The following is a 14,751-nucleotide window of genomic DNA, read 5'->3' on the forward strand; positions in this document are numbered from 1 at the left end:
CAATATATATTATTGAATTTTAGTTATATATAATTTATATATCATGCAATCATATATAACTATTGTTATAAATATTTCTTCTCAAATGCTCTAGCTTTTCGTTTATATTAATATCCGGACAAATTAATATCAAAAAAGGATTTGGTAATATGATTATAAACTGGCAAGAAGAAATAACAAGAATTGACCCGGACATAAAATTCAGAGCACAAGGCGGCTGGCTTAAAACAGTTGAAAAACTGGATAAAAGCGTCAAAAACGGATATTCCCTGGTTGGAGAATTCGTTCAGGCAGGTGACTTTGAAGAGGAATACCAAGAAGGAGTATACCTTGACTGCAACAAGGAAGGAACATCCAAAAAGCCCCAGCAGGACTACAGACTATTCAGATTTAAAGATGGAAAGGTAAGATTGCTGGATATGGTAATCGATGGCGGTCAGGGTTGGGCCCCTGAGCTATGGGAAGCCGTAGAAGATGAATTTTAAAAAAAATGAAATAAAGATCATTCAGAAATTTTGCCTCTAGGTACAAATTTTGAAGATCTTTTTACCTGAATAAACTCTCCAGGCTTTGGACATTTATGGTTTTCAAGAAGAATAATCTTGTGGTCCAGGTTTTGAGAGAAGTTCTTTTCTTTTCCTTCAATAATTCCCCTGAAGTTTACACCGAATTCCCCTGTATCACCAATATCAACAGTCAATTTTCCGGAAGAATCCAAATTGTCAAAAAAGTCTTCAAGTTCCATTGTTTCAAATAATGGTGCCTTATAGCTGAAAGCCATAAGACCATTTTGATTTTCCCTTATTTGAGTTCTTCTCTGATCAATTTCAATGAATTCCCTTGTTTTAACATTGGTAATTTTAATCTTGTTTGAAAATTCCTGATTTAACATAATTATCACTTATCCGATATGGCAGAATTCACAACACTCACAGCTTGGCTCGAAGTATGAATCATCGGGAACCACAATAGCTTTCTGCATGAACAAAGTTACGTTAAACTTTGAATCATACTCTGGGCTTACTTCCTTAGTAATTGGAGACAATCCCCTATAATATACCGGCCTGTAGCCTGTTTGTGAAATATTGAAATAGAATTTTTCACCATTCTGAAACTTTTTAAAAAAGTTCTCCAGTTCCTTAGTCTGCTTTGGGCTTAAAGAAAATCTGACGCCCATAGTATCGTCTGCTCTCTGTTTGATTCCGACACTGCTGATGTCTACAGACAGTATATCATCATTGTCCTTGATAAAAACAACGGAATCTTCCAAATTTACATCATTATCCCGAGCAACATCACTTAAGCTAGTCATGATGATACCTCCAAGTATAGCTTAATCAAGTATATTATTTAAAAAAAGTAGTTAATAAATTAGACAGTGATTGAAAAGTAACTTGAAAAATAGATTTGAGAGAAGATTATTTAAATAATCTTCAAAGCATTACCAACCTATACTAGTCTTTGTCTAGTAGTTGGTTTTTTATTTTGCCAACTGTACCTTCTTAGTTTTTTGGATTTACCGAATCCGCAAGAAGCACAGACTTTTTTACGTATATGATAAGTGTTTCTACCACACCTTCTACATCTGATATGGGTCTTTTTATTCTTTTTACCCATTGATGGAGTTCCCTTTGACATCGATACACCTCCCTAGTTATCGCTAAAAATATAATCTCGAAATAAGTATTGAATAATATTTATGGTGAGATATAAACAATATTATCTCCTCTAATGAGGACAATGCCGAGTCTTCTAGTAACTTCTCCGTCTTGTAACTCTTCTGCATCATTAAGAACTAAGTTCATGTGTAAATCAAAACTCTTAAGTATGCCTCTAAATTCACGATCTCCTTTGAGTTTTATTAAAACTGGAGCATCTACAGATTTTCCTAATGCATCAAGTGGTCTTTGAACATTTTGTCCGCTCATTATATCACCTTATATTATTACAAATTTTAGTTTTATGAATTAAATTTGAGTAAGTACTCATAATATAATCAAGTTAAGATAAGACAAAACCTAATTAAAACTAATACTATTAATTATAATTACACTACTATATAAAGGTTACCTTATTTTTAATAAAAAGTATAAAAAGATTATCTAATTACCAATTATTATATTCCAACTATTTAAATCTTGAAAACACACATTATTTCTCAATTGCTCTTTGACTCAATATAAAAATGAAACAAAACATAACTTAAACCACACAACCATCACCAGGCCATCAAATGAACTTCGATAAAGACACCTACATCAGATTAATAATATATATTTTGTCCAAATGCTACAATAAGCCACATGTAGGAAAGACTGTGCTCTGCAGCATACTGTATTTCATTGATTTCAGTTATTACGAAAAATATGGGACATTGCTTACAAAGGAAACATACATCAAATCCAAAAAGGGAATCAAGCCCAAACATTTTTCAGAAGTGACTCAGGATCTGATTGACAAAAATAAGCTATTTTTAAGAAAGGAACCCTACTACAGCAGGACAATCCACAGATATTATCTAACAATCATTCCACAGGCAAAATTCAGTGAAAAGGAACTTGAAATAATAAACCTAAACATAAACAAATTAATCAACCACAATGCAAGTTCAATGGCAAAATACATAAGAAACGATGCTCCATTCAGCATTGCAGATTTGGGGGAAAATATAGACTGCAAACACGTTTTTTCAAGAAAAAATAATATGAAGTAAATCCTAAAAATGAATAAATTTATTTATTCATAGTATAAATATATTATTCATTAAAATATATGGGCAAAAAACATGAGCATAAAAGTTAAAAAAAGAAATTTCCTAAAAAAGAAGAAAATTAAAGAAATAAAAGCCGAATTGGGAGAATACGGCGATTTACTTCAAAATAAAAAGAATGTAGAAATACTTGAGGCAGAGCCTAACTCATTCATTTTAGTTGACGGCGAACCTTACATCATAATGATTGAAGACAAGCCATTCCCAACCCTGAAAGCCGCTCTTGCAAATCAAATCGACAGCAAAAAAGTAACTGTCGATATGGGAGCCATCAGATTTGTAAGCAATGGTGCAGACATTATGAGTCCTGGAATCGTAGCTGCCGATGAAGGAATTGAAGAAGGAGACATCGTTTTAATCATTGACGAAACACATGGAAAACCGTTGGCCATCGGAGTAAGTCTGATAAGCGGCGAAGAGATGGTTGAAAATGACTCAGGAAAAGCTGTTGCAACCAAACATTATGTCGGCGATGACATTTGGAACTTTGAGCTATAAGGTGATAACATGGCAGAATTAAGATATCGTGCAGGAAAAATCAGAGACCCTGGAGTTCACAAAATCGGAATAATAGCACTTGGATCACACATGGAAAACCACGGCCCGGCCCTTCCAATAGATACGGATGCAAAAATTGCCGCCCATATCGCATTTCAGTCATCCCTTCAGACAGGAGCCAAATTTTTAGGAATAATCTTTCCAGCCTATGAATTGGATGAAATAGACCACGGAATCCATGTATCCCTTGATGAACTTAAAAATAATGTTATTGAAACACTTAACTCCGCTAAAAAATATTTGAATATAGAAAAGGTCGTTATTGTAAATGCTCATGGCGGAAACATCCCATTAATGACTGAATTATGGGATATTGAAGATAAGACAGGTTTATCAATCACATTCAACAACAAGGTAATTTCCTCAGAAGGACCTCACGGAGGAAGCGGTGAGCTGTCAATGGCTAAAGTTTTGGGCATCATAAATGAGGATGAAGTTGTAAATCAGGCAAACGTTGATGAATATGAGGAAGTTGGTCTACATGGATTTAAGAAAGCACGTGAAAATGATCCAAACATTGAAAATGGTGCAATAGACATTGAAGAAAATGGGGTCTATGTAGATGAAGTTTACGGAGAAAGACTCTTTAACCTAGCTATTAACACAGTAATTTTAGACGTTGAAAAATTATTGGATTTTTAAAAAAAGAAAGGATAATGATTATCCTACAGTAGTTTCTACATTAGGGGTAGGACCTTGACCAGAGCCAGAACCTTGCCCACCTCCAGAACTAGAACCCTGTCCGCTTCCGGAACCTGAAGATTGTTGACTGGATCCGCTGGAATCATCTGTAGTTGTTTCTACATTGCTTGATCCGGAATCGCTAGATGAACTACTATAATAATTAGAATCATCATAACCATAACTATTGCCAGTATCCCCACTACCATCAGTAATGGCTGACAGATTATCTAAAATGCTTCCCCCTTCGGTTTCATTTGGGAAAATTGATATCGGTCCGGTCATAGCGCCAAAAACGCTAGCTAGACAAAAAGCAATGACTGCTATTACAAATATCACCAATACAGTAGCTGATCTACTTGTCATTATAAACACCTGCGAAATTAATTAACTATAATATATTTGATTAATTATATAAATATATAGGGTACTATGAAAACTATAAAAGAAGCGGTTCAATGTGAAATAAATGTGAAAAAATCCCAGTTTATCTGCTCTTTATTTCCAACTAAAACCAAAAAGGAATCAAAGGAAATCATTCAAAAGCTAAATGAACAGTACAGCGATGCCACACACAACTGTACAGCCTATATCGTAAGTGATGGGGAAGGATTTGATGATGATGGCGAGCCGGGGGGAACTGCGGGAAAGCCTATGATTAATGTTTTAAGGAAAAATGAACTTCACAATGTAACTGCAATAGTCACAAGATACTTCGGCGGAATCAAATTGGGTGCCGGAGGACTTGTAAGGGCTTACTCCAAATCAGTGCTTGAAGCCATCGGCGAAGCTGAAATCGTTGAAATTGAAGAATATGACGTTTATAAAATCACTTTTGAATATTCAGACATCAAAACTGCCGACAGTGAAGTTAGAAACAATCAGCTAATCACCATCGATAAGGATTACAGCGATAAGGTAAGCTATGATATCGTATCCCGAGACAATAGGGACATTGAAAAAATATTTGAAAAATATTCCGGCAAAATCCGTGTCGAATATAAAAACAAACAGTTTTTGGAAAAAATTTAAAAAAAAGAAGTGAAGAACCTTATTGTTCTTCAAAGTTTTCACGACCTACACCGCACATTGGGCAGGTAAAGTCGTCCGGTAATTCATCTGCTTCATGAACGTATCCACATACTTTGCAAACAAAAGCCATATTATTTCCTCCTTATTCTACTTTTTCAAACATGTCAGCGGTAGCGCCGCACATAGGACATTTGTAGTCTTCTGGGAGTTCTTCAAATTCTTCAGTTACAAAACCGCAAATTTTACATTTAAATTTTGCCATGATAACAATCTCCTAAAATTTTCATTAAATTATGCAATTTAATTAATATTACTTTATAACTTATGAGTATATAAAACTATTCAACTTTTTCCATCATGCTTTTAGGCATGCGGCATTTAGGGCATTTGAAGGAATTCGGCAAATCCTCAAATCTGGTTCCGTCAGGAATGTTTAAACCCTCTTCAATGTTATCTTCATCAAAAACATATCCGCAAATTTTACATTTATATATTGCCATAATATAATCTCCTTAATCTTATATTGTAATATCAAAATATATAATGTTTTGGTATTTACGAACTAAAATCTGTTTGGAACTTTCAAGTGATCCGGAAGCGGCTTGATGCGGGCTGGAGTTCCAATGGCCAAGTAGAATGGCGGAACGGAATGTATTACAATAGCTCCCGCAGCGACAATGGAACCTTCCCCAATTTCAACATTTGACAGGAAAGTTGTATTACCACCAATGGATGCGCCACGCCTGATTCTAGGTCCCTGAAGTTCATAGTTAATCCTTACAGGATATTTATCATTGGTAAAACAAGCGCAAGGTCCGATAAATACATTATCTTCAATTACTGAATTGGTCGGAATATATACATTAGACTGAATGCTGACGTCATTTCCAATAATCACATCCCCTTCAATGACAGTATTTGTTCCAATCAAAACGTTATCTCCGATATTGGTGTTTTCACGAATGACAACGTTGTGTCCTGTCCTGAAATTATCTCCAATGACAACATCATTGTAAATGATTGAATTTGACCTGATAGTGTGGTTTCTGCCAACTACAGGCGGCTTTGAATTTGGAGAATACTCAACACCAAACTGAATGTTTTGATCAGGTGGGAATTCCAATTCAGGTTTTGATAAGTCAGGTTTTACGGATTCTCTTTCAATAACTGGTCTTTCATAAACTATTTCAGCCGGCTCTTCTCTTTGAGGAGTCATTACCATATTGTCTTGTTGATAAACTCCTCTAGGAGGCTGGCTGTATAACCTATCAGTTTTAGGCATCTGGACTGCCTGAGGCTGTCTTTCTTGAGAATAATAATGATTCTCAATGACTTGTTCATAAGGGTTTTCTCTACTTTTTGAACGTTTATCCCCCAATGTTTGTGAAAATCTGACCATATTATCAAACCTATATTATTGAATTTTATTTGTTAATGAATTAATTTATGTATTTTATAAGTATATATACTAAATGGTTTAATAATAGTAATTTTTTCAAAAACAATATTGATGAAAAAATAAAAATTCTTAAAATTTATAAAAAAAGAGATTAAATATCTCTCAAAAAATATCCAAAATAGATACCTGCATAGGATGCAAGTGGAATCAATAAAATAAACAATATTATCTTAAAAATAAAACTTAAATCCGCAGATGGAGTAACACTCGAAGTTGCTGACTGATAGGGATTAGGATATGCAGAACTAGATCCAGAAGAAAAGATTGAGCCTAATACTGAAATTAACCCCCATAAAAATGTGAATATCAATCCTATGATGGATAACAGAGCTGCATATATTCCCGCGATATATGCTAAAAAGTTCGGAAAAACATAAGATTTATCCTTACATGCGCAATATCCCACAAACATTGATGCAAAAAATACTGAAAATACGATTGTTAACAGCAAGTATGTTATAAAATCAATTGACCCATTGGATATGAATGATGACCAGAATATTGATCCAACAAATAAGAAAACTCCAAAGATTATAAACGAAAAAATCAAAACAAAAATGTTTACCTTTTCAGACAAGTTATCAAAAAATCCATGGGAATTCTTTAATACATTATTAGGCACTTTATTTATCAAGTCATAACCGCATTCAGTACAGAATTCATTTTCATAAGTAATCTCATTTCCGCAATTTGGACAATGTTTCTTAATAGGCATTATAAACCTCCATCATTATTAATTTATTGATAACCTATTAAAAAAGTTTGTTTAAAAAGTGTATAATTATTAAAAATAAACTAAATTTTGCAGAACTCCTATTTTTGTTAAATAACTGAACTATTTCCGTATTTTCTTAAAAATCAATACGCATTAATAGATTATGCTAAAATTTATTTTAGAAATGTTTTTTGAATGAATCACTCATGTAAGTGCTTACTTTCGCAAATATTTAAATAATCAGTAGGTAAATAGTAATTTAACGAATAATTTGGAGGCAATATAATTAAATTAAAAGCAATTCTATTCATATCATTGATTTTCATTGCAATTAGTTTATCCTGTGTGAGTGCTGCTGATGTAGACGATGCACATAATAATGTGGATATGTTAAGTGAAAAATCAAATATGAGCGTAAATGACAATGTTGGTACTTTTACAGAATTAAAAGGTAAAATCAACAATGGTGTAAACGAATTTAAATTAGACAAGGATTATAAATTTAATTCTACAAAAGATAATGGAAAAGAATTTGAGGAATGGGGTATTAAAGTAACCCGCAATAATTATGTAATCGACGGACAAGGACACATTATTGACGGTTCAGGCAAGGCAGGCTTATTATATTTGCTTGGAGAAAATATCACTGTAAAAAATATTAATTTCATTAATGGAAATGCAAGATATTCCGTAGTTTCATGTTATGGGGATTATGAAATATTTGATGGGTGTAATTTCACCAATAATACTGCACTGCTTGATTCCGGAGCATTATCCATCGATGGTGGAATTGTTTCTAATTGTAATTTCGACCATAATAGGGGTGATGCCGGTGCAGTTAATTCAGCATGGGATGATATAATCATAGTAAATTGTACCTTTACGAACAATGTTGGAAATACTGGTGCACTTGATTTGTGCTGTAATGCAATAGTTGATAATTGTACTTTTTACAATAACGTTGCTAGTGAAAATGAAGGTGGCGCAATTAATTCCAATCACCAATTAACCATTAAAAATTCTAAATTTTATCAGAATTCTGCAAAAAAAGGTGCTGCAATTTATTGTAATCGCATAACAAATATCAGCAATTGTCAATTTGTCAATAATTCCGCATCTTCTTCTGGAACCGTATATGTGTATAATCAAATTTTAAATATTGAAAATTCAACTTTCATGAACAATACTGCAGAAGATGGAACAAATGATGTTGCATTAAATGGTGAAAATGCAGCATTAAATGTTGACGATTCTTCTTTAATTAATTTAGAAAAAATAAGAGTTTCAAATCAAAGTATGATTTCAACTCACAGTAGCTAAATGATGCTGTTGGAAGTTTTGTAGCATTATTGAATGCAATTGATGGGGATTTTGAATCAATCCCCATAAATTTAATGTAATTGTTAATGTGAAATTTCTATGTAAATTTAAATTCTAATTATCAGATGAGTTTATGAACTCTAATTAAAAATATAAATAAAAATGGATTTTTTAAAAATTTTTTCAAAAATCAAATAGGATTTATACAAATCCAAAAAAAAGAAAAAATGGAATTTAAATTCCATTTACAAAAGATTTAATCCAATCAAAGATTGAATCAATTGAAAAACCGCTGGTATCAGTATCGTTTAAAAATCCTGAAACTTGGTTTTTGTAGTAGTTTACATCTCCTTGTACGTTTTGCACTTGTTCTATACTGTCTGCCAAGTTTTCAATATCGTTATTAGTTATGTTAATATTGTTGTTTTGTACATAATTGTTGATAATGTTTACAATGGTTGTATGATCTGTAACATTATCTTTTGCAACTTCCTCTTTTACTTCATTTACTAATTTTGATAAGTCATCAGCGCTTACACCTGAATTGTTTACAATTTCTGCTTGGGTGTAGATTTCATCATTTGCCGCTTCTTTTACACTTTCCGGAATTTCAACATCAGTTACTACTTCATAAGAGTTCATTATTCCTGCAAGAGCGGATTCACCGGTAGCTGGTACTGGACTTGTAACATAAACATGACCACTGGTAATTCCTGCTGATTTTAAAGCTGAAATGTACATGTCACCTGTAATTGTGGTGATTTTTGATTTGTCCACACTTACTTGTAGTTTGGCATTGTCGTTTAAATCAACCAATGCAGAGGAAAATATTTGATCTGAACCGTAATATTTTCCAGTTATTGAACTTGAAACTTTATTTACTTGATCGGCTGTGATAATTTTTGAATCAACATTGTTAATGTCAATATTTGCTTGACTTTTAAAGAAATTATCAACAACGGACTTATAATTGGAATTTGCATGTGTAGTTTCACCATAAGTTATTACAACGTTTGAATCGGTTGAAAATCCAATTGGAATCAACATACCGACTACAATTAAAGCCATTATAGCTATAGCAATTTTACGCATATTTTTCACCTCTTTTAAAATTCCTAATCATAATTTGTCGAAGTAGTATTTAAATGTTACAGTTTTTTGAAATTTTTTTAATTATTTTTAGATATAAAAAAATATGTAAAAGATATACAATGATATAATATCATATTCTAAAAACTGTTCAATCAAAATAATTTAAAAAATGAATTCTGGAAAAAATGATAAAAAATATTTTCTTGAAATTTTCCGCTGAATTTCTGAAACTAACAAAAACAATATTGATGTTACATCCTGTGAAAAATTACTTTTAAGATGTCACCATGACCATTAAATGCTCCATAGCTGCTTTTCGAGATTATAGAAAATTTTAATGCTTCGTAAAACTTCTATAGTTCAAAATTGAAACTTACAGTTGTAAATTTCATGCCGCTGTCTCTGATTTTTTTAGATTTTATGTCAACATCCCCGTATTTCTTTAGGAAAGTATTAATCTCACTTGAAACGGAATTGTAATTTTTTCTGTCATAAACCCGGTAGTTTCCCATGAACTTAACTGTTTCATTTTTATTCAGGATATTTACCTTATCCATCCTGAATGATTCATTGTTTTTCTCTAAAACTGAGTTTACTTTAGTTACAATCTCCTCTTTGATTTTATCTTTTTCTTCTGCACTAATCATGATATTCCCCCATTCTTATTATCATTATAAGTACCTTTCCAATGGTTTGAAAGCCACTATTTCGCAAAATCACTATTGAAAAAGTAAAATAATACCATATTTACTTATTTAATATGTAACTTTCTTAATTATTATAATTTATGAAGAATATTTTTGGCTTCCATTCACCGGTTGAAATTGATTCCAATAGGTTTTTCTATTTTTATTTGCAAATCCTTAATTTTGCCCATTCCTTGTGATGTTTATCATCCTTAAAGTATTTTTCAAAGATTTCCTTTCTATTTTTAATGATTTTTTCGTACTTTTCAGGTTCCTCTTGCCTGAATTTATCATGAATATTGAATATTAATCTATTCAGATAATCATTCATGTTTTCCTTTTCTTCCTCACTTAACGAATCGAAAATGTCAATGTCCTTATGATCTTTAAATTCAAGGTTTCTGCCTTTTTCTGTCAGTTCAACAAGCAGAACCCTTTTATCCTTTTGTGATGGAACTTTTCTAATGAAGTTTTTTTGTTCCAATTTGTTTAGGGTCTCATTTAGAGAAGTGACACTAATGTTCAATATCTCGGATAATTCCCTAGTGGATATATTGTCCTTTCTCTTTAAAAGAAAAATCAATCTGCCCTGACCCTTTGTAATGCTTTTCATTTCCGGATTCTGCTTTTTATTTCTCTGATCAAGAATTTCATTAATCATGGCAAATTTATAGAACAGCAACTGATTGTCTATTTCATCAGCATCATTCATATGAAACCCTCCTATTTTGACTGTTCAATGTATTGTAATAGTATCCTTTCTGTTCCAGCAATTCCTCATGAGTACCTTGCTCAATAATACGCCCGTCATCAATTACAATTATATTATCTGCATCCCTAACGGTTGAAAGCCTATGAGCTATTATGAAGCTTGTCCTATCCTTCATTAATCTGTCCATGGCTTTTTGAATTAGCTTTTCTGTCCTTGTATCAACTGATGAAGTGGCCTCATCAAGAATCAATATTTGCTTGTTTGAAAGGATTGTCCTTGCAATTGTCAAAAGCTGCTTTTGACCATGGGAAATGTTGTCTGCATCCTCATTAAGCATCATTTGGTATCCTTCAGGACTTTGCATGATGAAATTGTCTGCATGAGCTTCTTTTGACGCATCTATAACTTCCCCATCACTGGCATCCAGTTTTCCATAGCGGATATTGTTAAATATAGTGTCATTAAACAGCCATGTATCCTGAAGCACCATGCCTACAAGAGATCTGATGCTGTGTTTGTCATATTCATTGATGTTTACACCATCGATTTTTATTTCACCACCATCCAAGTCATAGAACCTCATTAGCAATTTTACAATAGTGGTTTTGCCCGCTCCGGTTTCACCTACAATAGCTATTTTTTCACCCTTTTTAACTTTAAATGACAAGTCCTTTATTATCAACTCATCTTCAGTGTAGCCAAAGTTAACATTTTCAAAGCTGATTTCATTATTTATTCCTTTGATTTGTTCTTTGGATGGATTTTCCTCAACATTTATTTCCAAAAATTCAAATATCCTCTCGCTTGCCGCCATTGCAGTTTGTATCATGTTCATGATTCTTGTTACCTGTTCAATTGGGGTTGTGAAGTTTTTGGAATATTGGATAAACGCCAAAATGTCCCCAACGCTTATTGCATTTTGAAGTACAAGCACTGCTCCAAGAACTGAAATGATTACATATTGCAGATTGGAAATGAAATGGACAAAAGGACCTGATAGACTTGAAAAGAACTTGGATTTCCATTCCTGCTCGTACCAGTTCTCATTTTCCTCTTCAAAAATATTCATGGATTCCTCTTCCTGGTTGAATGAACGGATGATTTCATGGCCTGTAAATGACTCTTCAATTTGTCCGTTCAACCTGCCCCTGTATTCCAATTGTTTGAGATAGTAATCCTGTGAAAATTGGGTAACTTTAATTATAATGAAAAAGGCGATTGGAACCAGTATTATTGTTGTGAGCGTCAGCCATAGGTTAATGGACAGCATCATTACTGTAACGCCGACTATTGTAACAACGCCTGTCAGCAACTGGTTAAATGTTTGCACGATACCTGACTGCAATGAATCCACATCGTTTGTGATTCTTGACAGGATGTCTCCTCTGGTATTCTTATCCAGATCCCCCATTGACAGATGAGTAATCTTTTCAATTAAGTCCTCTCTTAAATTATAGCTTATATCCGTTGTTATGTCAAGCAACAGATAGCTTTGAAGATATGAAAAAACCCCGCTTACAACATATAGGATTACGACTGTGATTAGCAGACTGATTATATATTCAAGGTTCATATTTCCGGAGTTTATGCCATCAAATATTGCGGTTGTGGCAAAACCGATTAAAAGAGGACTTATTACTGAAAATACCGTTGATATGATACCGCAAATAACTGTTAAAATTAATTTAAACTTATATCCAACCAGGAGACTTAATATGTTTTTTATGGACTGCCTGGTATTTGCCGGTTTTTCAGGAGGTGCTCTTCTTGGTTTTCTTGCCATATTATTTGCCCCCTGCAGTCTTTTTGATATAATCAGCATCTATAATGAAATTGGAAGATTCTTCCTCATCATATAGCAGGTCTTTAGACTGTTCCATTTGAGATGATACTATTTCCATATAGATAGTGCAATTTTCATTCAAGTAATCATGAGTTCCTTTGTCTATAATCTCTCCTTCATCAAGCACTATTATTTCATCGGCATCCATGATTGTTGAAATCCTTTGTGAGACAATGAGCATTGATGAATCTTCCTTTAAGCATTTAAGGTTTTCTTTGACTTTCGCTTCCGTATTCATGTCGAGTGCTGAAAAGCAGTCATCGAACAGGTAAAAGTCACGTTTAGATATTACTGATCTTGCCAGCTGAAGACGCTGCTTCTGTCCGCCTGAGAAATTGGATGCCCCTTGTGAAACCTCATCATCCAAACTTTCTATGAAATCGACTTCCGCCATTGCCAATGCCTTTCTAATCTCTTCATCGCTTGCATCCTCTTTGCCAACAAGCATGTTTGACCTTATTGTTCCTTCAAAAAGAATTGCCTTTTGAGGAGCATAGGAAATCCTCTGCCTAATGACAGATAATTTATAATCCTTGATATTTTTATCATTAATCAGGATTTCGCCATCGCTTACATCCTGAAGACGAGGGATTAAGTTTAGAATTGTGGATTTTCCGCTTCCGGTTCCACCAATTATTGCAGTGGTTTTTCCCTTTTCCAGCTTGAAATTGATATTTTTCAATATTTCCTTTTCGCTTCCGGGATAGATGTAAGTTACATCTTTAAATTCAATGACAGGGTCATCATCTATTTTATCGATTGGTCCATCGCTGATTGATATTTCCATATTTATTACTTCAGCAACACGCCTGCCGGATACTAAAATTCTTGGAATCATTACCAAAAATCCGCCCATCATCAGAAATGCCATAACAATCTGTGTTGCATATTGGATAAAGGCTATTATCGTTCCGGTTAATATTTCCCCTCTGATTGCATCATATGCTCCGAAGTATAGGATAAGAACAATCATCAGATTTAACAATAAAGTCATTGCAGGCATTAAAATCAAAAGGACTCTAAAGACCCTTAGGTTTACTTGTCTAAAGTCTTCATTTGTTTCTTCAAATCTCTTTTCTTCATAGTCCTGCCTTATGAATGCTTTAATGACGGGAATTCCCATCAATATTTCCCTTGATGTTTGATTGATTTTGTCAGTCAATTCCTGCATCCTGTTAAAGTAGGGTACAACGCTTATAAATATTATGACAAAAGGTATGGCTACTGCAGCGAATGTCACTCCAATAATCCATAAAAGATTGGTTCCGAGTTCCAAGGCCTTTATTATGCTTCCTATACCCAATATCGGTGAAAATAGTATTGTTGTAAAGAATAATCCTAAAAAGATCTGTATCTGATATACATCATTGGTATTTCGTGTAATAAGGGAAGCCCTTGATATCTTATTTAGCTCGAAATTTGAAAACTTTAAAATCTTGTCATAGCTTATCTTCCTTAAGTCCCTTCCATATGCCGCTGACACTTTACTTGAGAAGTATGAAAGGCCTATTGTAGCCAGAACCCCTATCAAGACCATGGCCATCATCATGGTTCCTACATTTATTATGTAGTTAAAGTCAGTGTTTTGTATACCTACATCAACAATATCCGCAGTGTATGTGGGTAATGTCAGGTTGCAGTAAACATCAACCAATAGGAATACAACAATGAGAAAAAGAGGAATTACTCTCTTTTTTAATGGACTTAGCAGTTTTCTTATAGTTTTTAGTGTTTTACTTAGATTCATTATTCCCCGGCTTTTATTTTTTTAATTTTCTAAAGGTACCTTTAAATTTTTTTATATATAAATATTGCCACTGCACATCAGACATTCAATCAAAAAAAATGATATTTAAAAAAAAAAAGAAAATAATAAAGGTTTA

At 33.2% G+C, this 14,751-nt stretch carries 21 protein-coding genes; 6 read left to right on the forward strand and 15 right to left on the reverse strand.

Translation table 11 applies throughout. The annotated features are described in order from the left end of the window. The first annotated feature begins 149 nt into the window (after positions 1-149). Complete coding sequence (locus IJI93_RS03070; RefSeq protein ID WP_292819764.1) at positions 150-485, forward strand: hypothetical protein; 336 nt, start codon at positions 150-152, stop codon at positions 483-485. 17 nt (positions 486-502) lie between these two features. Here the strand turns inward: IJI93_RS03070 and IJI93_RS03075 are convergent, their stop codons facing one another. The 4 genes from IJI93_RS03075 to IJI93_RS03090 form a co-directional block, all read right to left on the reverse strand. Continuing rightward, positions 503-892 carry a hypothetical protein gene (locus IJI93_RS03075; protein WP_292819767.1) on the reverse strand — a complete coding sequence of 130 codons (390 nt, stop codon included), beginning with the start codon at positions 890-892 and terminating at the stop codon, positions 503-505. A gap of 9 nt (positions 893-901) precedes the next feature. Continuing rightward, entirely contained in the window at positions 902-1,312 is a 411-nt protein-coding gene (locus tag IJI93_RS03080) for a hypothetical protein (protein WP_292819770.1), read from the reverse strand. 137 nt (positions 1,313-1,449) lie between these two features. Further along, entirely contained in the window at positions 1,450-1,638 is a 189-nt protein-coding gene (locus IJI93_RS03085; RefSeq protein ID WP_067042784.1) for a 50S ribosomal protein L37e, read from the reverse strand. Between the two features lie 59 nt (positions 1,639-1,697). Then, complete coding sequence (locus IJI93_RS03090) at positions 1,698-1,928, reverse strand: LSm family protein (RefSeq protein WP_292819773.1); 231 nt, start codon at positions 1,926-1,928, stop codon at positions 1,698-1,700. A 305-nt stretch (positions 1,929-2,233) separates the two neighbouring features. Between IJI93_RS03090 and IJI93_RS03095 the strand changes: the two genes are divergently transcribed. The 3 genes from IJI93_RS03095 (at position 2,234) to arfB (ending at position 3,970) form a co-directional block, all read left to right on the forward strand. Next, positions 2,234-2,713 (forward strand): type II toxin-antitoxin system antitoxin SocA domain-containing protein, encoded by a 480-nt coding sequence (locus tag IJI93_RS03095; RefSeq protein ID WP_292819776.1) that lies wholly within the window; start codon positions 2,234-2,236, stop codon positions 2,711-2,713. A gap of 72 nt (positions 2,714-2,785) precedes the next feature. Further along, positions 2,786-3,268, forward strand: a complete 483-nt coding sequence (locus tag IJI93_RS03100) for an RNA-binding protein (RefSeq protein WP_292819778.1) — start codon at positions 2,786-2,788, stop codon at positions 3,266-3,268. 9 nt (positions 3,269-3,277) lie between these two features. Then, positions 3,278-3,970 carry a 2-amino-5-formylamino-6-ribosylaminopyrimidin-4(3H)-one 5'-monophosphate deformylase gene (gene arfB / locus IJI93_RS03105; RefSeq protein WP_292819780.1) on the forward strand — a complete coding sequence of 231 codons (693 nt, stop codon included), beginning with the start codon at positions 3,278-3,280 and terminating at the stop codon, positions 3,968-3,970. Between the two features lie 18 nt (positions 3,971-3,988). Here the strand turns inward: arfB and IJI93_RS03110 are convergent, their stop codons facing one another. Beyond that, on the reverse strand, positions 3,989-4,375 hold the full coding sequence (locus IJI93_RS03110) for a hypothetical protein (protein ID WP_292819783.1): 387 nt from the start codon (positions 4,373-4,375) through the stop codon (positions 3,989-3,991). Between the two features lie 66 nt (positions 4,376-4,441). Between IJI93_RS03110 and IJI93_RS03115 the strand changes: the two genes are divergently transcribed. Beyond that, positions 4,442-5,041, forward strand: a complete 600-nt coding sequence (locus IJI93_RS03115; RefSeq protein WP_292819786.1) for a YigZ family protein — start codon at positions 4,442-4,444, stop codon at positions 5,039-5,041. Positions 5,042-5,060: 19 nt separating this feature from the next. Here IJI93_RS03115 and IJI93_RS03120 read toward each other — a convergent pair whose 3' ends face one another. The 5 genes from IJI93_RS03120 to IJI93_RS03140 all read right to left on the reverse strand — a co-directional run bounded on the left by IJI93_RS03120 (position 5,061) and on the right by IJI93_RS03140 (position 7,215). Next, positions 5,061-5,171, reverse strand: coding sequence for a rubredoxin-like domain-containing protein (locus IJI93_RS03120; protein ID WP_292819789.1), 111 nt, complete (start codon positions 5,169-5,171; stop codon positions 5,061-5,063). A gap of 12 nt (positions 5,172-5,183) precedes the next feature. Further along, positions 5,184-5,303, reverse strand: a complete 120-nt coding sequence (locus tag IJI93_RS03125; protein ID WP_292819799.1) for a rubredoxin — start codon at positions 5,301-5,303, stop codon at positions 5,184-5,186. A gap of 76 nt (positions 5,304-5,379) precedes the next feature. Continuing rightward, the gene (locus IJI93_RS03130) at positions 5,380-5,541 is read right to left on the reverse strand and encodes a rubredoxin (RefSeq protein WP_292819802.1); all 162 of its coding nucleotides are present in this window, start codon (positions 5,539-5,541) and stop codon (positions 5,380-5,382) included. Positions 5,542-5,603: 62 nt separating this feature from the next. Continuing rightward, positions 5,604-6,206, reverse strand: a complete 603-nt coding sequence (locus tag IJI93_RS03135) for an acyltransferase (RefSeq protein ID WP_292819908.1) — start codon at positions 6,204-6,206, stop codon at positions 5,604-5,606. A gap of 385 nt (positions 6,207-6,591) precedes the next feature. Beyond that, complete coding sequence (locus IJI93_RS03140; RefSeq protein WP_292819806.1) at positions 6,592-7,215, reverse strand: zinc ribbon domain-containing protein; 624 nt, start codon at positions 7,213-7,215, stop codon at positions 6,592-6,594. Positions 7,216-7,530: 315 nt separating this feature from the next. Between IJI93_RS03140 and IJI93_RS03145 the strand changes: the two genes are divergently transcribed. Next, positions 7,531-8,535: a right-handed parallel beta-helix repeat-containing protein gene (locus tag IJI93_RS03145; RefSeq protein WP_292819809.1), complete on the forward strand. Its 1,005-nt coding sequence runs from the start codon at positions 7,531-7,533 to the stop codon at positions 8,533-8,535. 234 nt (positions 8,536-8,769) lie between these two features. Here the strand turns inward: IJI93_RS03145 and IJI93_RS03150 are convergent, their stop codons facing one another. From IJI93_RS03150 to IJI93_RS03170, 5 genes are all read right to left on the reverse strand, one after another. Beyond that, on the reverse strand, positions 8,770-9,627 hold the full coding sequence (locus IJI93_RS03150) for a DUF1002 domain-containing protein (RefSeq protein WP_292819812.1): 858 nt from the start codon (positions 9,625-9,627) through the stop codon (positions 8,770-8,772). Between the two features lie 353 nt (positions 9,628-9,980). After that, the gene (locus IJI93_RS03155; protein ID WP_292819815.1) at positions 9,981-10,274 is read right to left on the reverse strand and encodes a hypothetical protein; all 294 of its coding nucleotides are present in this window, start codon (positions 10,272-10,274) and stop codon (positions 9,981-9,983) included. 202 nt (positions 10,275-10,476) lie between these two features. After that, the gene (locus IJI93_RS03160) at positions 10,477-11,025 is read right to left on the reverse strand and encodes a MarR family winged helix-turn-helix transcriptional regulator (protein WP_292819818.1); all 549 of its coding nucleotides are present in this window, start codon (positions 11,023-11,025) and stop codon (positions 10,477-10,479) included. Then, positions 11,018-12,808: an ABC transporter ATP-binding protein gene (locus tag IJI93_RS03165; RefSeq protein ID WP_292819821.1), complete on the reverse strand. Its 1,791-nt coding sequence runs from the start codon at positions 12,806-12,808 to the stop codon at positions 11,018-11,020. Before IJI93_RS03165 ends, IJI93_RS03160 begins: the two co-directional genes overlap by 8 nt. Before the next feature lies 1 nt (position 12,809). Beyond that, positions 12,810-14,615 carry an ABC transporter ATP-binding protein gene (locus IJI93_RS03170; RefSeq protein ID WP_292819824.1) on the reverse strand — a complete coding sequence of 602 codons (1,806 nt, stop codon included), beginning with the start codon at positions 14,613-14,615 and terminating at the stop codon, positions 12,810-12,812. Between the last annotated feature and the right edge of the window lie 136 nt (positions 14,616-14,751).

Source organism: Methanobrevibacter sp., assembly GCF_017431965.1.
Lineage (GTDB): Archaea > Methanobacteriota > Methanobacteria > Methanobacteriales > Methanobacteriaceae > Methanocatella.